Raw genomic sequence first — 25407 nt, forward strand, 5'->3', positions numbered from 1 at the left:
AGGGCCGGTGTGAGCGACCCCCAACAAAGACAGGACGAGGGCAATGAAGAGACCTTCATCTCGCACCTCGTCGAACTGCGCGACCGCATCATTCGCGCGGGCATTTCCGTGATCGTCGTATTCGTCGGGCTCGTGTACTGGGCGCCGGATATCTTCAGGCTGCTCGCCCGCCCATTGATGCAGAACCTGCCGCGCGACGGCAAGATGATCGTCACCGACGTGACCGGCTCGTTCTTCGTGCCGATGAAAGTGACGATGCTGGTCGCCTTCGTGATCGCGCTGCCGTTCGTGCTCTACCAGATCTGGGCATTCGTGGCGCCGGGCCTCTATCAGCACGAAAAGAAGCTGGTCGCACCGCTGGTGGGGAGCAGCTACACGCTCTTCCTGTGCGGCATGGCGTTCGCGTATTTCGTCGTGTTTCCCACCATCTTCCGCGTGATGGCGCATTACAACGCGCCGCTCGGCGCGGAGATGACGACCGATATCGACAACTATCTGAGCTTCGTGCTCACGATGTTCATTGCCTTTGGTGTGACCTTCGAGGTGCCGATCATCGTCGTGCTGCTCGTGCGCATGGGCGTGCTGACGGTGAAGAAGCTCAAGGAAATTCGTCCTTACGTGATCGTTGGCGCGTTCATCGTTGCCGCAGTCGTCACGCCGCCGGACGTGTTCTCGCAGCTCATTCTGGCGGTGCCGCTGATCGTGCTGTACGAGGCGGGGATTATCGCGGCGCGCCTTTTCGTCGGAACCGGCGAGAAGAAGGCGACCGACGAGAGCGAGGCCACGAGCTGACGGAGCGCCCATTCGGGCGAGTCCGAAGCCGGTATTAAGCAAAAAAGGCCGCGAACGGTGACGTTCGCGGCCTTTTTTGCGTTTCTCTGCCCGTGCTTCGGTGTGCTTCGGTGCGGACGATGCCGACGGTGTTGGGCAACGCGCCCGGACGGCAACGCGCGTTGCGGCCCGCGTCGCGCCCGTGTTCCATCAGCCTCCGTCGTCGCTTTCGTCGTCCTGATTCTGCTGCTTGGGCGGCGGCGGGCGCTTGCCGATCGTCACTTCGAGGTCCATATCCTTGTTCTTGCGCACGAGGTGGACCTTGGCGGCGGTGCCGGGTTTGATCTGCGCGATGACGTTCAACAGGCGCGTGGTGTCGGTGATCTCGTCACCGTTCACCGCGGTCAGGACGTCGCCGGGCTTGATGCCGGCCTTGTCGGCGGGGCCGCCCTGGAGCACGCCCGCAACGATCGCGCCCGACTTCTGGTTCAGCCCGAACGACTCGGCGATCTCGGGCGTCACGTCCTGCGGCTCCACGCCGATCCAGCCGCGCGTGACCGAGCCCGTCGTGATGATGCTTTCCAGCACGCTGCGCGCCGTGGAGACGGGAATGGCGAAGCCGATGCCAAGCGAGCCGCCCGAGCGCGAGTAGATGGCCGTATTGATGCCGAGCAGATTGCCATTGACGTCGACGAGCGCGCCGCCCGAGTTGCCCGGGTTGATGGGCGCATCGGTCTGAATGAAGTTTTCGAACGTATTGATGCCGAGGTGATTGCGCCCGAGCGCGCTGATGATCCCCATCGTGACCGTCTGGCCCACGCCGAACGGGTTGCCGATGGCGAGCACGACGTCGCCCACGCGCGTCTGGTCCATGCGCCCGAGCGTGATGGTGGGCAGGTTCGGCAGATTGATCTTGAGCACGGCGAGGTCGGTCTCCGGATCGATGCCGATTACCTTCGCGTTGGTGGTGCGGCCGTCGGAGAGCGCGATTTCGATCTGATCCGCGCCGTCGATCACGTGCTGGTTCGTTAGAATGTAACCGTCCGGGCTGACAATCACGCCCGAGCCCAGGTTCGCGGCAGGCTGCTCCTGTTGCTTGCGGTTGTTATTGGGTTTGCCGAAAAAGTAGCGGAATAGCGGGTCGTTCTGGCGCGGATCGGGCGGCAGCGACCCATCCTTGCTCGAGAAAACGTTGACGACCGCAGGCATCGCTTTCTGGGCCGCATCCGCATAGGACCCTTGTGCGGAGCCGCCGCCGATGCCGGGCGCCACCTCACGCAATGCAACGATCGGCTCCGCGAGCTGCTTGCCGAACTGACCCTGATGCTGGAGCCATTGCGGCTTGAGCGTCGCGATAATGAACATCAACGCCAGCAGGACCGTCACCGCCTGGGCGAAGAACAGCCAAAAGCGTCTAAGCATCTGAAGATTAGAGGATTATATGGATCGGATCGAATTGGAATTGTATCTGAACAATCTTCTGGAATCCGCGCGGTTCAAGGACTACTGCCCGAATGGCCTGCAGGTGGAAGGGCGGCGCCGCGTGGAGAAGATCGCGACCGGCGTGACCGCCTCGCTCTCGTTCCTCGAAGCCGCGTTGGAGTGGGGTGCCGACGCCGTGCTGGTCCACCACGGCTACTTCTGGCGCAACGAGCCAGCCCAGATCACGGGGCGCAAATACCGCCGCCTGAAAGCGCTGCTGGCGAACGACCTCAACCTTTTTGCTTACCACCTGCCGCTCGACAGCCATCCTGAATTGGGCAATAACGCGCAGTTGGGCGCGAAACTCGGCTGGATCGGCGAAAAACGCTTCGGCGACCAGGATCTCGGGTGGATGACGACGCTACCCATGCCCATCACGCTCGCGCACTTCTCGGCGCAGGTCGAGCAGACGCTGGGCCGCGTGCCGCTCGTGCTCGGCGACCCCGACTGGGAGTTGCGCCACGTGGCCTGGTGCACCGGCGCGGCGCAAGGCTTCTTCGACGCGGCGATCGAAGCGGGCGCCGATGTCTTCCTGACCGGCGAGATCTCTGAGCCGACCACGCACACCGCGGCCGAGAGCGGCGTGGCGTTCCTCGCTGCGGGCCACCATGCGACCGAGCGCTTTGGCGTTCAGGCGGTGGGCGCGCACCTCGCCGAGGCCTTCGACATCGAGCATCTTTTCATCGACATCCACAATCCTGTTTGAGCGGCCCGATCAAGGCCCCGGACGCGTTTCGCTTCAACCGAATTTCGCCCGAACGGCTCGCGGCGAAGCGTATCTCTTTGTCTTATTCATTGGGCATTTACAAAATGAAAAGAAAATGTCCCCTTTTCCTGGGGGAAAACCCCGAGTTATCAAGGACTTCGCACGCTTTTTGGCGCACGCCCCTTGTAAATGCCAACTCCATTCGCGCAAACTAGCGTTCGGCAGCACCGCGGGTAAGCTGGCGTGACGGAAAAATCCAACTTAGAAGTGGGGCGATGTGATGCGAGACAATGAGAACGACCGCGTCGATGGCAGCCGCCGTAACTGGCTGATTGCGACGTCCGTAGCAAGTGGCATAGGAGGCGTAGCCACTGTCGTACCCTTCGTAGCTTCGTTTGCACCATCCGAAAAAGCCCGCGCCGCCGGCGCGCCTGTCCAGGTCGACATCACCGGACTCGAACCCGGTTCGATGATGACCGTGGCGTGGCGCGGCAAGCCCGTGTGGATCCTGAACCGCACCGCGCGCATGCTGGCCGACTGCAAGAAGGCCGACCCAGAGCTGGCGGACCCGCACTCCGAACATTCGTTCTCGTTGCCACTGCCGGATTACTGCAACAACGAATACCGCTCGCGCGCCGAGCACCAGAACATTCTCGTGGCCGTTGCCGTGTGCACCCATCTGGGCTGCACGCCCACGCCGCGCTTCCAGGAGGGCCCGCAGGCCAATCTGCCCGACGACTGGCCCGGCGGCTTCCTGTGCCCGTGCCACGGCTCGACCTACGATCTCGCCGGCCGCGTGTTCAAGAACAAGCCCGCGCCGCAGAACCTCGATATTCCCCGGTACATGTTCACGTCCCCGACGCAGCTCGTGATCGGCAAGGACGAGAAAGGAGAAGCGTAATGGCCACGGGACACGAAAAAGAGGTCACGACGACGGGTGCTTCTTCGGGATTCGTCGAGTGGATCGACAAGCGCTTCCCGATGACCGCGACCTGGAAAGCGCACGTCTCCGAGTACTACGCGCCGAAGAATTTCAACTTCTGGTATTTCTTCGGCTCGCTCGCGCTGCTGGTGTTGGTGAACCAGATCGTCACCGGCATCTTCCTCACCATGAATTACAAGCCCGACTCGACGCTCGCGTTCGCGTCGGTCGAGTACATCATGCGCGAGGTGCCGTGGGGTTGGCTGATCCGCTACATGCACTCTACGGGCGCGTCGATGTTCTTCGTGGTCGTGTATTTGCATATGTTCCGCGGGCTGCTGTACGGCTCTTACCGCAAGCCGCGCGAACTCGTCTGGATCTTCGGCTGCGCGATCTTCCTGTGCCTGATGGCCGAAGCCTTCTTTGGCTATCTGCTGCCGTGGGGCCAGATGTCGTTCTGGGGCGCACAGGTGATCGTCAACCTGTTCTCGGCGATTCCCTTCATCGGCCCGGACCTGTCGCTCTGGATTCGCGGCGACTACGTGGTCTCGGACGTCACGCTCAACCGCTTCTTCGCGTTCCACGTGATCGCGATCCCGCTCGTGCTGATTGGGCTCGTGGTCGCGCATATCGTGGCGCTGCACGAAGTGGGCTCGAACAATCCCGATGGCATCGAGATCAAGGGGAAAAAGGACGCGAACGGTATTCCGCTCGACGGCATCCCGTTCCATCCGTATTACTCCGTGCACGACTTCATGGGCGTGTGCATCTTCTTGATGATTTTCGCGGCAATCGTGTTCTTCGGGCCGGAAATGGGCGGCTACTTCCTCGAAGCCAATAACTTCGTTCCGGCCAACCCGCTGCAAACGCCGCCCGAGATCGCGCCAGTCTGGTACTTCACGGCGTTCTACGCGATGCTGCGCGCCACGACCGACCCGTTCAAGATCGTGCTGATGATCGTGATCGCGCTGCTCGGCCTGCTCGCGCTCGTGCGGGCGCGCGGCAAATGGCGCGGCGGCCTGCCGGTGCTGGCGATTCTCGTGATCCTCGCGATGTACTTCACCGAGTCGAAGTTCTGGGGCGTCGTGGTGATGGGCACGGCGGTCGTTTCGCTCTTCTTCCTGCCGTGGCTCGACCGCGCGCCGGTGAAGTCGATCCGCTACCGGCCGCTATTCCACAAAGTGTTTCTCGCGATCTTCGTGCTCGCGTTCCTGACGCTCGGCTTCCTCGGGACCCGGCCGCCATCGCCAGCGGCCACATTGATCGCTCAGATCTGCGCGCTCGTCTACCTCGCGTTCTTCCTTGGCATGCCGTTCTGGACGCGGCTTGGCACCTTCAAGCAGCCGCCCGAGCGCGTGCGGTTCAAGCCCCATTAATCAGCGAGCGAGGAAGACATGATGATGAAATCTCTCTTTTCGACGCTCGCACGGGCAACGGGCGCGAGTCTCGCCGGGGTGGCGCTGGCTTGTGCGCTGGGATTCGGGGCGGGATCGGTGGCGGCGCAGGAAAACATTCCGCTCGACCACGCACCCGATAACGGGGAAAATCTTGCTTCGCTGCAACATGGCGCGCAATTGTTTGTAAACTATTGCCTGAATTGCCATAGCGCGAACTTGATGCGCTACAGCCGGCTGGAAGTTATCGGCATCCCGCAGAAGCAGATCGAAGATAATCTCCTGTTCACGACGGACAAGGTTGGCAACACGATGTCCATCGCGATGCGCCCGGACGACGCCAAAGCGTGGTTCGGCGTGCCGCCGCCGGACCTCTCCGTGGAGGCGCGTGCGAAGGGGCGCGACTGGCTGTACACGTATCTGCGCAGCTTCTACCGCGACGACACGCGTCCGACCGGCTGGAACAACATGGCGTTCGAGAACGTAAGCATGCCCAATGTGCTCTGGCAACTGCAGGGCGTGCGCACGGCGAAGTTCGAAGATATGGTGGACGAGGAAACAGGGGAAAAGGTCCACCGTTTTGTGGGGTACCAACAGGTCTCGCCAGGGAAGCTTTCACCGGTGGATTATGATTCTGCCGTGGCCGATCTCGTTGCATACCTCGGCTGGATGGCCGAGCCGGAGCAGAAAACCCGCAAGCAGCTCGGGGTCTGGGTGCTCTTGTTCCTCGGCATTCTGAGCTTTTTTGCGTGGCGACTGAACGCTGCGTACTGGAAAGATATCAAATAATCACGTCCTGACCGACGTGGGGCCGGTGCGACGAGACACCGTCTGACGGTCCAGCGACCGTCAGACGGTGTTTTTGCCTGCCGGCCTTTTGGGTTTATTGAGGAAATGTAAATCATGATGGTTCTGTACTCCGGCACTACCTGCCCGTTCTCCCAGCGCTGCCGGCTGGTGTTGTTCGAAAAGGGCATGGACTTCGAAATCCGCGACGTTGACCTGTTCAACAAACCGGAAGACATCGCCGTGATGAATCCGTATGGTCAGGTGCCGATTCTGGTCGAGCGCGACCTGATTCTGTACGAATCGAACATCATCAACGAGTACATCGACGAGCGCTTCCCGCACCCGCAGCTGATGCCGGCCGATCCGGTCCAGCGCGCCCGCGCACGCCTGTTCCTGCTCAACTTCGAGAAGGAACTGTTCGTGCACGTGAGCACGCTCGAAAACGAGAAGGGCAAGGCTGCCGAGAAGAACCACGAGAAGGCGCGCCTCGCGATCCGCGACCGCCTCACGCAGCTCGCGCCGATCTTCCTGAAGAACAAGTACATGCTGGGCGAAGAGTTCTCGATGCTCGACGTCGCGATCGCGCCGCTCCTGTGGCGTCTGGATCACTACGGCATCGAACTCTCGAAGAACGCTGCGCCGCTCATGAAGTACGCCGAGCGTATCTTCAGCCGTCCGGCCTATATCGAAGCGCTGACGCCTTCGGAAAAGGTGATGCGCCGCTAAGCCGGTGTTGTAACAGGAGGCGGCGGGCGTTGGCTGTCGGGCGCGCCGCCTCGTCAGAGGATTGTTGATGCAAGAGATTTCCACCAAGCCGTACCTGCTGCGCGCGTTGTACGAGTGGTGCACCGACAACGGCTTCACGCCGCACATCGCGGTGCGGGTCGACAACCGTACGCGCGTGCCGCGCCAGTTTGTGCGCGACGGCGAGATCGTGCTGAACATCAGCTTCGAGGCCACGAGCCAGTTGCAGATGGGCAACGAGATGATCGAGTTCCACGCCCGTTTTTCCGGCAAGTCGCACAAGATCGAGGTGCCCGTGTCGAATGTGCTCGCGATCTACGCGCGCGAGAACGGCCAGGGCATGGCGTTTCCGGTCGACGCGCCGCCGGGCGATGCCGATGACGTGTTGCCGTCCGCGCAGGAAGGGCAGGACGAAGATGCGGCCTCTGTGGCTGCCGATGTGGCGCATGAGGCAGCGGTGCCCGAGCCGACAGTCTCCGAGAAGGACAAAGGCGACGACGGCGCCGCAAAGGGCGGAAAGGGTCACCTCAAGATCGTGAAATGAGGTAGAATCGCGGGCTACGCCGGCTTAGCTCATCTGGTAGAGCAGTTGATTTGTAATCATCAGGTGGCGGGTTCGAGTCCTGCAGCCGGCACCAAATACCCATCCGAGGGAATCCTCGGAAATCCAGAAACCCGTGATAGCATAAGGCTTCACGGGTTTTTTTATTCCAGCGTTGTCCAGCGATGCCCGTCTGAATCCGGGGGCATGTGGGGGCACCTCCGGGGGAATCTGGGCTTCTGGCAAGTGCCCCCGAGAAAAATGCCCCCTCGGGTTGTAAGGTGCCCCATGCCATTGACCGACATCGCCGTCCGTAAAGCGACGCCTCGTGAAAAGCCGTACCGCCTTGCTGATGGTGGCGGCATGTACCTGGAGGTCGCGCCCTCGGGCGGGAAATACTGGCGGCTCAAGTATCGCTTCGCCGGCAAGGAGAAGCGGCTCGCGCTGGGCGTCTATCCGGATGTTTCGTTGGCCGCTGCGCGCGAGAAGCGCGATGACGCGCGGAAGAAGCTCGCGGCCGACATTGACCCAGGCGAAGCGAAGAAAGCCGATAAGCGGGCGGTACGTCTGGCAGCGACCAATTCCTTCGAGGCAGTTGCGCTTGGCTGGATGGATGAACTCAAGCCGTATGTTACGGCTGGGTCGATGGCGAAGACCAAGGCTCGCTTCGAGAAGGATGTTTTCCCTTGGATCGGCAAGCGACCGGTAGCGGAAATCGATGCCCCTGAAGTTCTGACGGTTCTTAAGCGTATCGACAGCCGTGGTGCTCGTTTCACGGCTCACAAGGTCCGCGGTGAGATCAGTCGCGCATTCCGCTATGGAATCAAGGAAGGCTATTGTAAATTTGACCCGGCTCGTGATTTGGTCAATGCCATCCCACCGGCGCAGACGACGCACTTCGCTTCGATTACCGAGCCCGCGAAGGTTGGCGCCATGCTTCGGGCATTCGACGGGTTTTCCGGTACGTTTCCTGTCCTGTGCGCGCTCAAGCTTGCGCCCATGTTGTTTACTCGACCCGGCGAGCTGCGCAAGGCTGAGTGGGCTCAGTTCGATCTTGATAAGGGCGAGTGGCGATACCTTGTCACCAAGACGAAGACCGAGCATCTGGTTCCGCTCGCAACGCAAGCCGTGCAGATTCTGCGAGAGCTTCAGGCGCTGACCGGCAACGGTCGTTACGTCTTTCCGGGAGCGCGTTCGGCTCAGCGCCCGATGAGCGATGCCGCAGTCAATGCAGCTCTGCGTCGTTTGGGCTACGACACGCGGACCGAAATCACCGGCCACGGCTTTCGGGCGATGGCACGTACGATTCTTCACGAGGAACTGGAGCAAAAGCCCGAAGTCATCGAGCATCAGCTTGCTCATGCGGTGCCCGATACGCTCGGCAAAGCCTATAACCGCACGAAGTTCATCAAGGAGCGGAGGGCGATGATGCAGAAGTGGGCGGACTATTTGGACAAACTCAAGGCAGGGGCAGAAATCGTCCCGATGGGCGCTGCATAGTGCCGATGGCTTACCACCGAATCCCTGCGAATAGATGAACGAAAAGTAATGTACTGGCGCCGCGCTCAACGTGGCCTGATCAAAATGAGGGCAATATGACTTTGCAAGTGGACTTGCCTGATGGCGAGCTCATCGAATGCACCCGCTTGGCACGTGCGATCGCGTTGGCGAGATTGACGAAACAAGGACTGACCGGGATCGCTTGTGTTGTCGGCAAAGTCATGAAAATCCAATTGTCGCCCAGGGCGGTGGTTGGGCAGACAGGAGCGATCACCGTCGATAGCGAGGCAGACTCTGTCTCGGTTCGGTTCCGGCAGAGGTATACGCCAGCAGGCCACCCGGGCGTTGATCCTCGCCTGATTCAATCTGGTAGACCGTCTGGTTTACTAATTATCGATGAGCAGTCCAATGCCGTTGATTTGTTCGCGGAGGCTAGGGCCGACCAAGGGCCGATGTCGTTACCCTACAAGCTGACGGACGAAGATCGGGCACTTCTCGTCCGGCTGTTGCCGGATCTGCCGCAATTGCAGGCTCCCGTGACGCTCGAAGCTCGTGAGGCATTTTTGGACGCCTATCGTGCTCATCCAGATCGAGCCGGCTGGGAGCCGGAATTACTCTCTTTATTCGATCCTGACGTGGAGCGGGGGCGGCTTGATGATTTGTCGCTGAAGTGCCAGCAGGAACTGCGCGACGATTTCATCGAGCAGCGTTTCGCTGCGTTCAATTCGGACCATAGTCGTGCAAAGCTGCTGGTCGCGGGGGCCTTCATCCCGCGTCAGATGGTGCTCGACTATTTAAAGCAGCGGCACGACATGGTGCCGGTTCCGAGGCGACCAGACGAAGGTGTTTCAACGCAGACAGCAGTTCTCGCTAGCACCCAATCAGATGTGCGGAGCGCCGTTCCCGAAAAGGTGCCGTCGCAAGATGGCAGATCCTCGAAGGATAAGATGAGGGAGGAGGGCCTTGATCCTACGGATGTGTATGAATACCACAAGCAGCTCGTCGGCAAGGCGCGCACCAAGCGGACGGCCGAGTACTTCGAAGTGAGCGGCAGTCTCGTCCGCAGGAAAATTCGTCAATACAAGGAAAGGAGCCAGCCTGCGAGCCCGTTTCCTGTTCCGGTCAACAAAAAGTAGTTCCGCTTCGGACGTTGCTGTTCCGCTTTGGACTCCGGCAGACGTTGCCGGACAAGGCTCTGCTGCAGACCGTTGACCGGAACAGGTGTTCCGGCCGTGAAATCTCCGTCACCGCGGCGCAAGCCGTAATTCGGTGGGTGACGACCAGTGCGTCGTTCGCCACCTCTCGACGGAGATTTTTCATGCAGTTCAAGACCCAGATCGGCAGTTTGCCGCAGCCGCTTTCGGCGTATCGCAGTACGTGTGCCGAAACGGTCGATTCGACTCGCTCGCCGGACACGGTGCGTCGGATCATCCGTGTGAAGGAACTGGTCGAGCGCATCGGCCTCTCGCGCTCGACCGTGTATATGCTCATCGCAACCGACCCGAGCTTCCCCAAGAAAATCAAGCTGACCGAGCGTACGACGGGCTTCGATTCGGTGGCCGTCGATGCCTGGATCGCATCGCGCGCGTGCAATTAAGGGGGCGGTCATGCTGCATTTCCCTAACTCGGACATGTCCGCCCAGCCCGTCATGTTGGCTCAGGCTTGGTTGAGCGACACGACGGTGCTCAACGATCTCGGCCCGGAGCTGAGCGACGTTGTGCTCGCGCAGTGCAACAAGTACCAGCTGACCGTGGCTCAGGCCATTGCGCTGATGTTCTTCAAGCTCGGCGTCGCGAGCCAGGGCACGCGCCATATCGAAGACGAGGGCGGTAACCGCATTCCGCTTACGCTGAACTGCCTGCTGATCGGGCCGACCGCCACCGGGCTGATCCTGACGCAGGCCCTGGCTGCGGATCTGACGGCGATCGAGTTCGAAACCGCTCCCGCCGCAATCGAAAAGCAGGCGATGGTTACCGCGGCAGTTCAGTTGCGTCTCGAGCAGCGCAGGCAGATCGGCGCCGCCATCAAGGTCGCGGCGCGCAAGATGGTTCGTCTGCACGCGCTGCTCGCGCAACGCCGCGAACTCGAAGCCCGCGAGCCGAAAGCGGACGACTACCCGGATCACCAGACCGAATTGATCGCGTGGAACCAGCGCAAGGAGTCGCTGCAAATCTCAGTCGCGCAGGCCGAGCTGGAAGATGATCGCGAAACGGCAAAGGCCTTGTGCAAAGCGCTGAACGCGCTGCTGGCGACGCCGCCGTCGAGCTTCGAGGCCGATTACCGTGTCTGGTCGCTCAAGGTCGCGGCAGTCGAAAGCCAGATCGTGCTGCTTCAGGGAGTCGACGATGAAGTGGCGCACCTGAGCGCTGAAAGCCAGGCACTTCTGGAAGAGGACGCTCGCGCGGTGCAACCTGCCAAGCCGAAGCTCGCTTTCCTGAACGTCGCCGTGTCCGCAGTGCATAAGGCGATCACGACGCAGTGGCCGGTCGCCAGCGCGCTTTACTCCGGTGCGTCGGTGATCAAGGCGCTGATCAGGCATGGGGAGGCGATAACCGCGGCAGGCAGCGGCCGGTTGCTGTCACCGCATGCGCCCTGCCGGGTGCAGCTAGGCATCTTCGCCGCGACGACGCCCGAAGTGTTTGTATGCGACGTGGCCGCAGCGGGCGCTGATGGTGCGGCGGCGCTGGGCAATTTCCTGATCCTGGGCGATCTGCCGCAGCATGATCGCGGCGTGCAGCAGAAGCCGTCCAACCCGGACTGCCTGGCGGCGTTCGACGCGCAGGTTCGGGCGATCGGTGCCGCATCGGTGCGCGAACTGTTGGCCGGCGATTTCGTGCCGCCGCCGATCAGGGTGTCGCCGGAGGCTGCCGCAATCGTCGAGGCCGAGTGCACCGAATGGCGCAACCAGCGCATCGCCCGGCGTCAGCTTCTGGTCATGGATGCGTTCCTGATGATGCGAGTGCGTCAGACTTTCTACGTGATTGCAGGCCTGCTGCACCTGTGGCGCGGTGAGGTGTGGTCGCTGTCGGTCCGCACCATGCAGGATGCGATCACGGTCGGCAGGTTCCTGATCGACGAGATGGGGCGCACTGTGGCGATGGCGCGCGAGGTGCCCGCTGAAGAGATTGATGCCAAAGCATTGGTCTACGCGCTGTGCGGCCATGTTGACCAGCAGATGGAGAAGAGCAAGGACCTGGATCTGGACAAGGACAAACCCTTCGAAATCAAGCTCAGCACGCTGCATTCCAGGGCGAAGAATTTCGGCCTGACCCGAGCACGCGTCAACGGCGCCCTGAATGTGCTGGTGGCGTGGGGCTGGATCAAGGTTCGTCAGGATGGCCTTGATACGGTGCTCGATCTCGACCCGCGCCGCTTCAGCCCGATGAACCGTCCCGTCTGAATCACCGGAACGCCCACGGGGTCGCCCGTGGGCAATATGCCCCGGTTCTCCTCTTGGTTCGCACACCTGCCGCGCATGCCGATCTTTGGCATGCGTCAGGCGTGGTGCGCCGTGAATCTTCCGTGGTCGTGCGGTTTGCGCACGAAAGGATCGAAAAATGAATTTTCAGTTCTTCAATTCTCCGGCCTGCATGCCGGACTTCATCTCTGCCAGGGGCACGGTTGCCACCAACCCGTCGCCCGTGCAGCGCTACCTCGTGTTGGCACTCGCCATCGGCTTGACACTCCTGGGCGAGTTCACCGCGGCATGCGCGGGCTGGGAAAGCGGCGGCAGCCTGCGCGATCGGCTTGTGATCGCGGCGATGGGCTTCCTGATCGTCTCGAGCTCGAGCGTGTTGCCGGCGCTCGCTGGTCGTTTCGACGGAATGCTCCGGGTCGTGATCCTTGCGGCGTGGACCGGATGCGTGTCGTACGCGCTGCTCGGGCAATCGACGTTTTTTGCGTTGGCGCGGCAAGACGCCAGTGATGCTCGCGCGATGGCGGTCAACGTGCCGGGTACACCGGAGCGCGTCGACGTTTCGCCGGGACGCAGTCTGACGGTCATTGCACAGGACGAAGCCACCGTGGTTGCAAAACTTGGACGTGCGAAGGTCGCACGCTGTCTCGGCAGTGAATGTCGGTGGCGCGATGCCCGTGAACATGCGCTGGCGGCCCAGCTCGCGGCACTCAAGATTGAGGCCAATGAAGCTACGCGCCGCGAGGCCCAGGAAGATCGTGCGGCAAAGCTGGTGGACGAGGCGCGGGCGCTGCGCGAGTCGCGTCGTGCTGATCCGATCGCGTCGCAGCTTGCGATCCTGTTCGGTTGGAGGCCGGCGAGCGTCGGAATGCTCAGGACGTATCTTCCGGCGGTGATGCTCGAACTGTTGCCCGGGCTATTCTGGGCGATGGTGTTCGCGGGCGAGAGGCGTGTGGTTCTCGGCGCGGCTGAGACATGCGGTAATCAACCCGAGACGGTCGCGCCTGCCGTTGCGGCCGAGGCACACAAGTTGGACGAAGCGCAGGCCGACGCAAACACGGCGGCGAAGCCTCGGCATGTGGTACCCGTCGATGAGGATCTGGCCATAGTCCTGGGTGCGGTTGCGCGCGTTTGGGAGTCCAGCCGGTCTGCCGTGATCCGCATGGGCCGTCTTTACATGGCCCGGCTCAGCGCTAACAGCAAGTGATGGGAGCCGACATGGACTACAGGTTCGAGACGTCGCCCCTGGCGCTGTCGTCCCCGAACATCGCTCCGAACGCGACGTATGTGCGGCACGCGAATACCAAGTTCCGCCTTCCACGCAAGGCGTTCATGGTTTGCAGCGGTGTGCGTACCTATCTGCAGCGCATCGTTCGTGACGATCACCTTGTTGCGGGCGATGCAGAGGAAGATCTGTTGCTCAAGTCGAAACGCGTGTTCCGTCTGACCGAGATCGAAAAGATCGTGACGGAGATTCTGCTGATCGACGAGCCAGGCTTTGCGAGCAAGCTCGACGCCTTCGGCCGCATCGCCGAGCTCACCGAATACGGCGTTGGACGCTTCTACCACGATGAAAACTTCTTGATGGGCCAGGTAACCGACGAGGATCATGAGGATACTCTCGGTCGCTACCGGGTCCGCCCGAAGGCCCAGCTCTTCTTCGATGTGTGCGCGCGACATCCCATCGGCCATTACGGGGCGCAGTATTTCGCTGCGCATCCCGCCAGCCGGACGCCCGACGGCACGCAGTTCCTGTGGGAGTCGTACAACAAGCTGATCACGATGATCCGGGCCGAGGCCGATGCGCGCGAGCTCGATAAGCTGGACATCGCGAACGCCTTCCGGTCGAAACGGGCGTTCGACGGCATGATGGCGGTTGTGAAACGCTGCTTTACGAAGCGCCGCCGTATCTTCGTCGTCGGCATGGACGTGTGCTATCGCGCCGAATGGGCGAATGACGTGACAGCTGATTTGGCGAGAGATCATCACGCCACGTTCGTGAATCGCCTCCGAGGGAGAGCGGCAATCAAGAAGAATTTGATTGGCGCGATTTGGAAGTTCGATTGGAGCGAGGCCAAGGGGCATTTTTTCCGCTGGGTGTTTATGTTCGATGGCGAGCGCGTGCACGGGACGTGGGAATACGAGGAACTCATTTCCGATCTGTGGAAATCGATCGTGCCCGAGAAGGCGGGACGCACGAATTTGCTCAACGAAGTTGGCGATTTCAAGGCCGGCACGGGCATGATTGACCTGAACGAGAACCCTAAGAAACTTGGGATCTTCGTCGACTCCGTCATTCGCTACCTCGCGCACAAAGACCAATTCCTGTGCATCAGGCGAAAACCGAGGACGCGGACGTGGGATTGGCTTATGCCCGAGGACAAGGGCGCAGTCATGGTTGACACGGCCGAGGTTGACGATTCGAAATCGTAGCGCTCGATATCGGCCTTGAAGTCGACGGGCTCAGGCGGGACACGATGCTCAGGCGACGTGTCCCGCTTTTCGTTTGTGGCCTTCGTTCGGATGCTCGATCGCCCGCGCTCAGTACATACGCGCTCCGCGTAAATATTCCCCGCGTCACGTTCTCCGTTTGCCTGCATCGCGAACAATACGTGCTGATGTGCATCCGTCACACCGCGCAAATCAGCTCGATTTTCCGGTCCGTTCGGGGCAATTTCAAGACGAACCGGCGTTTCCTGAAGACCCTTGTCCCGCAAGGAGATCGCACATTTCGTAGGGCGTGTTTTTCGCCCTTTGTACGCTCGCACGCGGGGCCGCATTCGTGCGTGTTCGGCTGATCGGTAGCATCTATGCGTAAGCTGCCCGCGTGTGCGATCGCACGGGACCCGGGCATGCCGAAGGCTTCGGTTCACGGTATCAAGGTTGGAGGGATCGACTGAGCTGTGCGTGGTGAAGAAGAGGGGAAGCGGCGACGCCCTTGTTTTCCTCGAGGTCGGGGCACGTACGCCGAGCTGGCGCGGCACTCGATTAAAGGCAGTCGGTTGTCACTTCGGTGTAGTTTGACTGAGGTCAGATGTGTCCGTAGATGCCGATCTTGGTGGGATAACTCCGTAAAGATCTGTCTGCTCGATTTCCCCGTTATAGCGGAAATGTTGCGCTCATTTCCCCGTGTAGCCGTGGCGACCGCTGACACTTGTCTACCTTGCTCCTAATATACGATTGTCTTTCAATCGATGCTCTACTTTTAATAATCATAGATAGGGGATGATCATACGAAGAGATCATCCGGTAGGTAAATTAATACCTACCACCCGAATGACTTGCACCGACAACAACGGAGAATGTCATGGTCGAGAAGTTCGGGATGGTCGAAGGAATTAGCGGTCTTTTGTTTGAAGAGCAGGTTGATGCTTCCTCTCTGGAGAGGGAAAGCAACATGCGAGGGTGGGAGGTTGGCGAATACCAGGAACGGTACAACGAGTTGGTCGAATTCATGGAAAGTGTACTGACCACTGACCATGATCCGTTTGAGATCCGATACAACCGTGGAATAAAATACGCAGTAGCGAGAAGACCCACGCTGACTCGTCATCTGCGGTGGTGTCATGCCTTCATGGACCTGTATTGGCCGGGTTACTACTACAGCGCTGATCTGAAGTTGTTCTTCGACTGCTACCGAACGACACCGCTTTGGAATGGCAAAGCAGAAGCATCCTTCCACGACCCGAATCAGCGCTTCCCTGATGGATCGATTCTGGCTGAACGATTCAACGCCTTCGTCGCGTACGTGCGTGAACAGGCACGAGCGAGAGGCGTCGCGAAGAAGCTTTCGGATTGGAGACGTGGTCTGAGAGACCAGGAAGAGTCGATCGGCGAGTATCTGGATGCGCTCGTTGCTGACTATCCCGACATCGTTGGTCAACGTGCTGACCTCGGCTTCGTAAAGACTGTCGCCGTTGAGAGCGACGCATTACCGCGGGTGAACTGCCAGGTGGATGCGTCGGGGCAATGGAGCCAAGTGCCGTCCACGGAGCGGTCGTCGGGTGCAGGATGGGAGACAAGAGCCCGCATTGATCCGGCCGTCGCTATGCGGTTTCGCGAACTGTTCTTCGAGAACCGTCGGGGAGCGGATCGCGAACTGTTCGAACACATAGTGGGCTACATCGCGAAGGTCGAGCAGGGGGAGAAGCACGGCGCATATCACATTCATGTCCTGTTCCTGTTCAATGCGAGGCAGGTGAAGAGCCTAGAGCGGATGAGGCTTCTCGCGCAGCAGCGGTGGGAGCGAGTGACGAAAGGGCTCGGCATCGTTTTCGACTGCCATGACCCGGACTACGAAGCAGGGTTGAGACGTGAGGGTCGCTGGTCGCTTGATCCAGTTCTGGACGGTAACGGTGAGCAATTTGAGAAGCTGAGGGCGTACGTGCTCTGGTACTTCGCGAAGGATGCCGGGCAGATGGTGCGCGTCAAGCCAACGGCAAAGTCACGGATGTTGACGATGGGGCAGTATGCGGACGAACGGCTTGAGTAATTCGGCAGCACTGTGTACCGAGGTAGTAGCATGCCACGGCTCATGCACGGTGGCGGCAATTCAGTTGCGTTTCAGACCGGCCGGAGATCGCACGCCGAGCCCCTTGGGGCGCGTCGGATATGCCGACAGTGGGTGTTCGACGCAAGTGGCGGGCCGCGCTGGTAGCATTCAACGCACGAGGCCAACGGCGATACCGTAGAAATTGCCAGGCACGACAACGATTTGCTTTAGATGGACGACGCGCGGCGGCTTGTACAGGGTGTGCTCTTATCTTGCACGACCGATTCCAGCAACAACTTGAACATGATGACACCTAGCACGAAGCGACGTGCCGTGGTTATTGTCGGCGCCGGAGCATCGGTGGAGTACGGCATTCCGGTCACGGCCAAGTTTGGCGAATTGATCGACCAGGCGATTCAGGCAGACGCGTACTGCGTTAGCGTGGGTGGCGCGGCCGCTTACTTCGACGTGAAACAAAGGCTTACCGCGTACTACGGTAGCCAGGACGAAGCACATTTCGAGCGCATCTATCACGTGATGCACGAATTGTCGGAGCTTCGCACTACGCCAGGCGCAGTGCCGAAATTCCTGCCGGTGATGTATCCGTTTGTGGGGGGCTCGGCGCCGTATGAGACCACAGCGCTCAATGTGGCATGCCGAACCATGCTGACGTTTATATACGAGCATGTATCGGCCGTCTGCGCGAAGCCGGCTTGCTCGCTTGCCCCACTCGGCGATTTCTTCGAGTGCATGTTGCAGCGGTATGTGCCGAGGGTGTATACGACCAACTATGACGATTTCGTTGGGCAGGCGACCGGCGATACTTTTTTCACGGGGTTCACCAAAGCACACGGCGATCACCTCGACTTCGATCCCGCATCGTACTGGTCGAGGTGGGATGAACCGGGGCTGTTTCATGTGCACGGGTCGATCCACATGGGATTTCCCCGGGGCGAGCCACACGACATTGGTGACATTGCCTGGTATCCGTCCAAAGCAGAGGCTGCGAAACACGCTACGTTCAATGGATCGGGAGTGTCCAGGATGGACGGCACGATGTTGGCTCGGAGCGCCATCATCACCGGCCTCGACAAGCTTGGGCGGCTCCAGCAGTCGCCGTACGCGCCCTTCTATGCAGGCCTGAATCGGGACTTGATTGAGGCTGATGTCATTTTTGTGTTGGGCAGCGGGTTAACGGACCTTCATCTGAACACGTACCTGAAGGAGGCCCGTCGGGCGCGGCCGGACTTGCCCATCCTGTTTGTGGGCTATTGGGGCAGCGACCCTGATGCGTTTCCCCTAGCGATTCACGGCGCGCCTCAGGACCGCGAAATCTCCCTGTTTCATGATCTTCGGATCGACTTGTTCAATGCCAGGGAAGTCCAATTTCGGGCGGCAGATGGCTGGACGGTGGATGCCCATGGCACGGCGGCGGTTTGGGCCGACGGGTTCCAGTCGTTTCTCAATACACCGGCCGCGCTACAACAGGTCATGCGGGCATTGGGAGCACCGTGGTAGTTGGGCGTATGAACAGCTAGAAGGGCGGAGCGCGCAGCGTTGCCTGCAGTGCCCGCGGCGCCCCGGTCCAACGGCCGAGATTGGCGCGACATTGGGCGCTATCATCTCGACGGCGGCTTTACAACCGGGCTAAAATTCGGCGGCAAGTACGCACAGGGTCCCCGAGGGTCCGCCGCTCCCAGGATTTAAAAGTGACTCTTCTCCGCTCCATCGATCCCGACGACACGCCCGCTCTCCGCAAAGAGCGAGGCGCCTTTTTCACGCCCGACGAAATCACCCAGTTCGTATCCAACTGGGCTATTCGTGCAGCCGGTGACTTAGTGTTGGAGCCGTCGGCGGGCGATGCTGCTTTCCTCGTCGCTGCGGTAGACCGCCTTCGCGAGTTGGTGCCGGACATGGAGGTTCGCCCGATCGTCGACGGTGTCGAGATTCATGCCCACAGCGCACGCGTCGCCCAACAACGCGTGCGGGAGGCTGGCGGTAAAGCCCGGATTCGGCATAGCGACTTTTTTGCGGTCGAACCCGAACCGGTCTACGACACTGTTATTGGCAACCCGCCCTACATCCGTTATCAGGGTTTTTCGGGCGAGTCCCGCGCTCGAGCACGCGAGGCCGCTCTTCGAGGTGGCGTATCGCTGACAGGCCTCGCCTCCAGTTGGGCCGCATTCACCGTCCACTCAGCGATGTTCTTGAAGCAGGGGGGGCGGCTCGGGCTTGTTCTTCCTGCCGAATTGCTTTCGGTGAACTATGCGGCTCCAGTGCGCCGATTTCTCTTCAACCGCTTCCGCGACGTCCAACTCGTGCTCTTTGACGAGCAGGTGTTTCCCGAAGCCGAGGCCGACGTTGTGCTGCTACTAGCCGACGGTTATCTTGAAGGCCCTGCGCATCATGCGACCATCCGGCAATCGAAGAACGCCGCTGAGCTTGCGTCGCTTGGTGCAGGGCTGATTTGGACGCCGACTGACCCGGCGGCCAAGTGGACCAGTAGCCTTATCGACCCGAATGCTATCCAGCCGCTGCACGAGCTACTGCAGCGAGGGGTGTTTACTAGCTTGGAGACTTGGGGGGACACCACCCTCGGCATCGTCACGGGCAACAACAAATACTTCACGCTCTCGCCTCATCGCGTGAAGGAGCTTGGTCTGCGTCGCAAAGAGCTGCTGAGTCTTTCGCCGCCAGGAAGTTCGCACTTGCGTGGCCTCTCGCTCTCGAAGGCTATGCTCACCAAGCTGGGCCGCGAAGGTCACGCCACTTACCTCTTTTACCCGAGCGATCCGCCTTCGCCTGAGGCAGCGGCGTATATCGAAGACGGCCACCGCACCGGTGTCGATACTGCATACAAGTGTCGTGTCCGTAAGACGTGGTACCAAGTACCGCTTGTTCCCGCTGCGGACTTGTTGCTGACCTGCATGAACGCAGACACGCCCAGGATTACATCAAACGACGCAGGGGCTCGTCACCTCAACTCGGTGCATGGCATCTACCTTAATGAAGGTTGTCGTGAACTTGGTTGCGAGCTTTTACCCCTTGCAAGCCTTAACTCGGTCACGCTGTTGCACGCAGAGATGGTTGGTCGGGCGTATGGCGGGGGGATTTTGAAGATCGAGCCGAAGGAAGCCGACGTTTGGGCAATGCCCTCGCTCGCGTTGGTATTGGCCCGTGCTGATGAGCTTCGCTCAGTCAAGCAGCAAGTCGCTGAGCTTCTCGACGAAGGCAGGCTGCTCGACGCCGTAGAAATCGTGGACCAGGTCGTCCTGAGGGGATGCGGCGACTTGTCTGCCAAACAGATCAAGCAGATCCGGCGGGCGCGAGCAGAGCTTGCCAACCGCCGCACAATGAGGGCAGCCAGTGGCCGCTAAACCAAACGCGAAAGCAAAAGCCTGGGTCGTTTTTGATCGAATCGTCGCCCTCGCCGCTCCTGACGGTGCGCACAGCAATCCTTGGGTCAAGAGCCCCGACGGAAAGCTGCGCTTCGAGCCTGACTACAACACGCTTGTCCAACTGCTGGGCGTTCCCCTTTTCTTAAAGGCCGGGACCCAATCCGGAGTGCCGGCGCTCGCCCTCGATGTATGGCTGAGCTACGAGCTGCGACGAGCAGGCTTCGGCTCAGACCAGGTTTGGCCGCGACCGGTTCACCCGCGCATCCTCCCGGCGTCTGTTACGTCCCTGCTGGAGGACCTGCCGATCAAGATGCAACAGACTTTGGCGGAGCGCGTGAAAAAGCGAGCTTCGATTCCTGGCGTTACCTCGTCGAGCGCATCCATTCTTGGGAAGAACTACCTCAAGCAGGTTGACGTCATCATCACTGACTGGGCCACTGGACCCGAGTTGCTGATTTCGACGAAGCGCATGGACTCCTCCTACGGCAAAAACGCTCCGAATCGAGTTGAGGAGTCATACGGCGACGCCAAGAACCTGCGATTGCGGCACCCCCTCGCTGCTCTCGGCTTCATGTTTGGGCTTCGCTCCGACATCCTCCAGAAGGAACCGGGTACTGCCGCATGGTTGTTCGACCTGCTCGCAAAGCTTGGGCGTGAGGACGACGCATACCACGCTACTTGCCTCGTCTTGATGGAATATTCAGACGAGGCGGCAATACCGGACACTGGGGAAGACGCTCCTGCTGACGGAGTGCTGGAGCCCGGGCCCGGACCCGAATTGGGCGAGGCGGAGGAACTGCCGGAGCCCGAGGCTGAGTCAGACGTCGACCGTGACATTGCGCAGCTTCCAAAGGTAAGGATTCTCGAAGAAGAGACTCCGGAGGAACTCGCACCCGGCCGCTTTCTCGCGGCCATGGTCACCCGTGTCCTTGACGCCACGCCGGTCAATATGCATGAGGAAGCGCGCCGACGTCGTGCTTCGCCTGAGTTCCGATAACGACTAGCGCTGTAGGGCTCTATTGCGTTGCACGTGCGGCTGAATAGCACGAAGTCTGCAGATCGCGTGGGTCGAGGCCGACTGCATAGGCGCTCATTTGCAATCGGTCAATTTGCTTGCGGACTCCAATGCAGCGCGGTTTCGATGCGGCGACGGTATGGGGTATCAATCTGGCGAGGTGCGTTGCGTACATATTGTTCGGCGAGGTCACGTGCACGGCCTTCGAGACCGGTAAGGTACGCAGTGACTTCGTCCGCGGACGCGCGATACCCATTCGGTCGTCCGTCCAACTTCGGCGGCAGCGCCGTCCACACTACGCTGTCGACGCCGCATGACTGCGCCCATTGGTCGAGCGTCGGCATTGCGGTTGGCGGCGCGTGGTCCTGGCGCTGCCACGCGCCTACATACTTCAACCAGTTTTTTTCTGGTATCCCTTCGCGCATGCCAAGCGCACGGCGTGCGTCTTCGACGTTCGTCGCCTCCATCAGCGCCCAAAGCACGCGCAGCGGCGGGCCACCTTCGTCAATTACTAGCGTCATCCGCCCGTCCTTCGATTGGCGAAGGAATTCGACCGGCACGGACGGACCATCGTTAAACCATCCCTTTCGGATGGGGAGTTCCCGCGCATCCCAAACGAGAGAACCCCAGCCAAGGCACGCTATCGTCTGCATCCTTTTCCCTTGCGCTGCTTTCGCCGTTACTGTTGCGTGTCACGATATTTTGCACCGTAGTGCCTTTCCCGATGGCAGTTCGGACACAACGCGATCGCGTTTTCAACTGTATCCACGCCGCCTTCCGCAAGCGGTTGGCGATGGTGCACTTCCAAATATGGACGGCCGTCCGAGCGCAGGAAGGGTGCGGGCTCTACGCACCCCTCGCAGACGCCGTTTGCTCGCGATAGGACTTCGGCTATGACGTCAGGATTGCGCAGGAAGATACGGGTGAGCACCACGTGTTGCTCTGGCATTGACGGGGCTTGCTGAAGTCGCCGCGCTCGCGCTTCGGGCGTGTCTGACAGCGCCTTGATTACCTGTTCGTCAAGCGAGGAAGACATTTCAGCGAACGCGGCCATCTCGCGAAGCCTGCCCACGAATTCTGCGTGAACGCGGCGCAGTCCCGCATGACCTTCGCGTCGTCCCAGTTCGCCGCCCGCAATTTTCTGCAGGTATGTGATGTGACTCATGACTGATCGAAGCGCGATCATCAGATCGCTAGGACTTCCTTCGGCAATCCGATCGAGCATGAACCGAAGGCCGTCTGCGCTCACGATGGTTTTGAACGTCCTGCCTCGGCGCATGGCGAGGAAGCAGCCAATGTATCCACTCGCGGTGCGTTCGCCAATGCCGCATTGCGTTGCAAGAGCCCTTTGCGCGTCGGTCAGCCGTGCCTTTCCTTCGAGTACCTGTTGCGCAGCTTCATACGCTACGGCGAACACCTCCGGAGCGACCCTAGCCCGTGCCATATCTGCCGATCTCATTGTTCGATTGTCGACTAGCAATCGTAAGCTGTCCATCGGTGAGCACAGCAAATTGCGTCACCACTAGACGGTTTATGCGCGCGTTCGCTGTAGCGCGAAGCGGTTCCAGCTGATCAGAAGCAGCCATAGACCATGTCGCATGTTCAACATTAACGGTATTATTTACGCAATGGTTAGTTTTGCGTGATGGCTGATATAGCCACACTTCTTAAGATGACGCTCCTCAGCCTAGAGAAGGGATCGACCAGTTGAGTCTTCACGTACACGCCGACTATGCTCCGCCACGCTCCTGGGAACAGTTTGAGGAGCTGTGCGCAGATGTATTCCAGTCAGCTTGGCGCGATCCTGCGCTCGTTCGCCACGGTCGGGCCGGTCAGCGCCAAAATGGGGTGGATATTGTTGGTCGAAACGGCGCTATATACCCAATAGGCATACAGTGCAAAAGGCGCTCAAAGTGGCCTGTCAGCAAACTGACCATCAAGGAGGTCGACGCGGAAATAAAGGATGCGTTGAACTTCAAACCATCCCTCAAGGTTTTCTACATCCTGACTACCGCACCAGACGATGTGTTGTTGCTCGACCACGTGAGAAGGATAAACGAGCAGCACGAGAAGCAAAAACTTTTCGAGGTTGTATTACTCGGTTGGGGCGAGATCGTTCGTCGTGCCACGATCGATCCTCAGGTGGCCAACAAGCATTTTGGGCCTTCAGGCGGTGGCGCCCCCCACTCTCCACTCCTAGCGACATGGATGATGTCGAAAGGAAAATTAGAGAAGACAGGTACCGAATTCGAACTAAGCGTCATAGAGCTGATTCAGGATCTTCACGATTGGCCCAACGGTCATATCGTGATACGTCAGCGTGAAAGCGATGCTCTGCTTGAGCAACTCCGATCCTTTGAGGGCAAGAAGCTTTCCATTAAGGAACGTAAAGACCGGATTAAGCTCCGTGACGACTTCCGTGTCTTGACGGACGCTGAAAAATTCGCGGAACGTGGCATCCTGCTAATGTTGACCGACCCGGACGTATCGGTGTGGCTACTAACGATCTGGGAGCAAGACGCACCGCTTGCCATTGAGGCCTTCGTTAACAACCATCTCCGCCCGTGGAATAGGGCCTCTGCTGCCAGCGATGTGTATCTTCGCATGTCGCCACCAGGCGACCCAGAACGAAGATGCTCGACTCCCCTGTCTCAAGAGGATGTGTCCTTGATCTGGGGCATCCAGACGGAGCGTCAGGCTCGCTTCGGAAATCCGTTGACCGATACCGTTGACGAATTGCCCCCCGAAGTGCGGGCTCGCGTGGCGATCCCTAGGCTTGTCCGGGGGATTCTTGAATTCATCAGCGAGGAGCGTCTCTCCTGGGATCAGGTTCGCCAGATGAAAGCGCTAGATTTCGGACGGTGGACGATCTCCATTGCTTAGCCGCACAATGCGGGGCAAGGAATCTTCCTGGCCTGCTCAGGTGCCGAGCCCCGTTCTTCTGCAATGAACGAAATAGGTCGGTGCTTGCCGGTCACGTTTCTGCAAAAAAAAGAGGCTCCATGTATTTAGGAACCTCCCGCACTGGCAGGATGCCAGCGCGGTTGCTTTGCCGGGTACTAGGGATCGACTATTGGACAACTGATGTTGGGGTCGGTTGCGAGGGTGCCGGCTGGGGCGAGACGTTCGCCTTGACATCCGCGATGGCGGCGTCGAGCTCGCGCTTACACTCATCGCGCCAAGTCATTTCTGCTGCGGGCGGCGCAAAGCCGCCGTTCCTCTGCGTGACTTCCTCGCGCCTCTTGCTTACACAGGCTTCGATATCCTGAGGCTCGCGCTGAAGTTTCGCCTCGGCAGCTGCGGCAGCTTCTGAGGCCGCCTTCGCGGCAGCGACATCAACACCATTCTCGTAAGTTTTCTCGTCGAGTGGCGAGCCGTCGGCATTCCAGTGTCGCACGACACCATCCAGCTTTCCGTTCGTGTAGTGAGCTTGCCCCGTCATCTTTCCGGTTTGTGGATCGAACGTTTCTTCGTCGCCTTCGTGCTGACCTTGTGCGAAATCCGCCTTATAGATGACCTGCTTTCCGTCCGGCGCGTATCGGGTGAGTTCGCCGTCGTATTTCCCGTTCACTACCGTTGCGTGAAGGACGCGGTTGCCAGTCGTTTCGTCAAAGCCTTCTTCCTCGCCGTTGATCACGCCAGCGTTCCACATTGCCGTGTGAGCCAGTTTTCCGGTGGCTGGGCTGAAGATTTTCATTTTACCGTCAGGCATGCCCTGCTTGAAGGAAAGCTCGACGAACGTATTGTTGCCGGTCTTGTCGTGTACGGTGAATGATCCGTCGAGTACGCCGTCCGTGAAGTTCGCCTCGATGCGGGTCGTGTCCGATTGCGGCGTCTTGCAGACGGCCTTGCCACTCAGCAAGCCGTCACGTGCTTGCGCGTCGCACATCGAGGACATGCCCATGTCGCCGAGCGTCGTGCTGGGGCGCGCGGCGTTCACGGTGTTGAGCAATTTCCCGTAACCCTGCTGGGAACCCAAAATGGTTCCCGCCGGTACATTGGTGACTTTCCCCGAGAATGGTGTATTCGAGTCGCCCGCATATACCTTGCCGTTGTTGAGCTGAGCGTTGCGGAAGTCGAGCACCTTGTCGCCGCAGCCGGACAGCAGCACGGAAGCGAAGGCCAGCGGCAGGAGTGTCAGACGTATGGATTTTCGTTGTTTCATGGTTATGCAAGAGGTGGTTGAAACGGGAGATCAGGCGTTGGGGGGGGCAATGAGTCGCCAACCCGAACCTGT

General features: G+C 60.0%; 22 protein-coding genes and 1 tRNA gene. 19 read left to right on the plus strand and 4 right to left on the minus strand.

Translation table 11 applies throughout. From position 1 onward, the window contains the following. The first annotated feature begins 9 nt into the window (after nucleotides 1-9). Nucleotides 10-792: a twin-arginine translocase subunit TatC gene (gene tatC, locus L5014_RS24385; RefSeq protein WP_238466377.1), complete on the plus strand. Its 783-nt coding sequence runs from the start codon at nucleotides 10-12 to the stop codon at nucleotides 790-792. A gap of 189 nt (nucleotides 793-981) precedes the next feature. On the opposite strand, the gene L5014_RS24390 is transcribed toward tatC, so the two are convergent. Next, nucleotides 982-2193, minus strand: coding sequence for a Do family serine endopeptidase (locus L5014_RS24390; protein ID WP_238466378.1), 1212 nt, complete (start codon nucleotides 2191-2193; stop codon nucleotides 982-984). 19 nt (nucleotides 2194-2212) lie between these two features. On the opposite strand from L5014_RS24390, the gene L5014_RS24395 reads away from it, so the two are divergent. From L5014_RS24395 to L5014_RS24475, 17 genes are all read left to right on the plus strand, one after another. Then, nucleotides 2213-2959 (plus strand): Nif3-like dinuclear metal center hexameric protein, encoded by a 747-nt coding sequence (locus L5014_RS24395; protein ID WP_238466380.1) that lies wholly within the window; start codon nucleotides 2213-2215, stop codon nucleotides 2957-2959. Between the two features lie 280 nt (nucleotides 2960-3239). Then, nucleotides 3240-3860, plus strand: coding sequence for a ubiquinol-cytochrome c reductase iron-sulfur subunit (gene petA / locus L5014_RS24400; RefSeq protein ID WP_238466381.1), 621 nt, complete (start codon nucleotides 3240-3242; stop codon nucleotides 3858-3860). Next, nucleotides 3860-5257 (plus strand): cytochrome b, encoded by a 1398-nt coding sequence (locus tag L5014_RS24405; RefSeq protein WP_238466383.1) that lies wholly within the window; start codon nucleotides 3860-3862, stop codon nucleotides 5255-5257. The genes petA and L5014_RS24405 overlap by 1 nt, the downstream gene beginning before the upstream one ends. A 24-nt stretch (nucleotides 5258-5281) precedes the next feature. After that, nucleotides 5282-6064, plus strand: coding sequence for a cytochrome c1 (locus tag L5014_RS24410; protein ID WP_238466441.1), 783 nt, complete (start codon nucleotides 5282-5284; stop codon nucleotides 6062-6064). Between the two features lie 114 nt (nucleotides 6065-6178). Next, nucleotides 6179-6790 (plus strand): glutathione S-transferase N-terminal domain-containing protein, encoded by a 612-nt coding sequence (locus L5014_RS24415; RefSeq protein WP_027797364.1) that lies wholly within the window; start codon nucleotides 6179-6181, stop codon nucleotides 6788-6790. A 67-nt stretch (nucleotides 6791-6857) separates the two neighbouring features. After that, nucleotides 6858-7352: a ClpXP protease specificity-enhancing factor gene (locus L5014_RS24420; RefSeq protein ID WP_238466384.1), complete on the plus strand. Its 495-nt coding sequence runs from the start codon at nucleotides 6858-6860 to the stop codon at nucleotides 7350-7352. Nucleotides 7353-7370: 18 nt separating this feature from the next. After that, nucleotides 7371-7446 (plus strand) — tRNA-Thr (locus L5014_RS24425). Between the two features lie 191 nt (nucleotides 7447-7637). Then, complete coding sequence (locus L5014_RS24430) at nucleotides 7638-8849, plus strand: tyrosine-type recombinase/integrase (RefSeq protein ID WP_238466386.1); 1212 nt, start codon at nucleotides 7638-7640, stop codon at nucleotides 8847-8849. A 95-nt stretch (nucleotides 8850-8944) separates the two neighbouring features. Further along, entirely contained in the window at nucleotides 8945-9985 is a 1041-nt protein-coding gene (locus tag L5014_RS24435; protein WP_238466387.1) for a hypothetical protein, read from the plus strand. Nucleotides 9986-10167: 182 nt separating this feature from the next. Next, entirely contained in the window at nucleotides 10168-10446 is a 279-nt protein-coding gene (locus tag L5014_RS24440; protein WP_082759372.1) for a helix-turn-helix transcriptional regulator, read from the plus strand. Between the two features lie 10 nt (nucleotides 10447-10456). Then, a complete protein-coding gene (locus L5014_RS24445; RefSeq protein WP_238466389.1) occupies nucleotides 10457-12250 on the plus strand; it encodes a DUF3987 domain-containing protein in 1794 nt (597 codons plus the stop codon). A gap of 157 nt (nucleotides 12251-12407) precedes the next feature. Beyond that, nucleotides 12408-13472 (plus strand): hypothetical protein, encoded by a 1065-nt coding sequence (locus L5014_RS24450; protein ID WP_238466391.1) that lies wholly within the window; start codon nucleotides 12408-12410, stop codon nucleotides 13470-13472. Between the two features lie 11 nt (nucleotides 13473-13483). Then, nucleotides 13484-14698: a YagK/YfjJ domain-containing protein gene (locus tag L5014_RS24455; protein WP_238466394.1), complete on the plus strand. Its 1215-nt coding sequence runs from the start codon at nucleotides 13484-13486 to the stop codon at nucleotides 14696-14698. Between the two features lie 874 nt (nucleotides 14699-15572). After that, on the plus strand, nucleotides 15573-16757 hold the full coding sequence (locus L5014_RS24460) for an inovirus-type Gp2 protein (RefSeq protein WP_238466396.1): 1185 nt from the start codon (nucleotides 15573-15575) through the stop codon (nucleotides 16755-16757). Between the two features lie 231 nt (nucleotides 16758-16988). Further along, nucleotides 16989-18275, plus strand: coding sequence for an SIR2 family protein (locus L5014_RS24465; RefSeq protein ID WP_238466398.1), 1287 nt, complete (start codon nucleotides 16989-16991; stop codon nucleotides 18273-18275). Nucleotides 18276-18466: 191 nt separating this feature from the next. Then, on the plus strand, nucleotides 18467-20134 hold the full coding sequence (locus L5014_RS24470; RefSeq protein ID WP_238466399.1) for an Eco57I restriction-modification methylase domain-containing protein: 1668 nt from the start codon (nucleotides 18467-18469) through the stop codon (nucleotides 20132-20134). Continuing rightward, on the plus strand, nucleotides 20124-21152 hold the full coding sequence (locus L5014_RS24475; protein WP_238466401.1) for a hypothetical protein: 1029 nt from the start codon (nucleotides 20124-20126) through the stop codon (nucleotides 21150-21152). The genes L5014_RS24470 and L5014_RS24475 overlap by 11 nt, the downstream gene beginning before the upstream one ends. A gap of 107 nt (nucleotides 21153-21259) precedes the next feature. Here the strand turns inward: L5014_RS24475 and L5014_RS24480 are convergent, their stop codons facing one another. Continuing rightward, nucleotides 21260-21730 carry a hypothetical protein gene (locus L5014_RS24480; protein WP_238466403.1) on the minus strand — a complete coding sequence of 157 codons (471 nt, stop codon included), beginning with the start codon at nucleotides 21728-21730 and terminating at the stop codon, nucleotides 21260-21262. A gap of 119 nt (nucleotides 21731-21849) precedes the next feature. Continuing rightward, on the minus strand, nucleotides 21850-22614 hold the full coding sequence (locus L5014_RS24485) for an HNH endonuclease (protein WP_238466405.1): 765 nt from the start codon (nucleotides 22612-22614) through the stop codon (nucleotides 21850-21852). A 263-nt stretch (nucleotides 22615-22877) separates the two neighbouring features. Here L5014_RS24485 and L5014_RS24490 point away from each other — a divergent pair, with 263 nt between their 5' ends. After that, entirely contained in the window at nucleotides 22878-24053 is a 1176-nt protein-coding gene (locus tag L5014_RS24490) for a restriction endonuclease (RefSeq protein WP_238466406.1), read from the plus strand. A gap of 187 nt (nucleotides 24054-24240) precedes the next feature. Here the strand turns inward: L5014_RS24490 and L5014_RS24495 are convergent, their stop codons facing one another. Further along, a complete protein-coding gene (locus L5014_RS24495; protein WP_238466408.1) occupies nucleotides 24241-25335 on the minus strand; it encodes a toxin-antitoxin system YwqK family antitoxin in 1095 nt (364 codons plus the stop codon). Nucleotides 25336-25407: the final 72 nt, after the last annotated feature.

The sequence above is a fragment of the Paraburkholderia tagetis genome, assembly GCF_022213065.1.
GTDB classification, from domain to species: domain Bacteria; phylum Pseudomonadota; class Gammaproteobacteria; order Burkholderiales; family Burkholderiaceae; genus Paraburkholderia; species Paraburkholderia tagetis.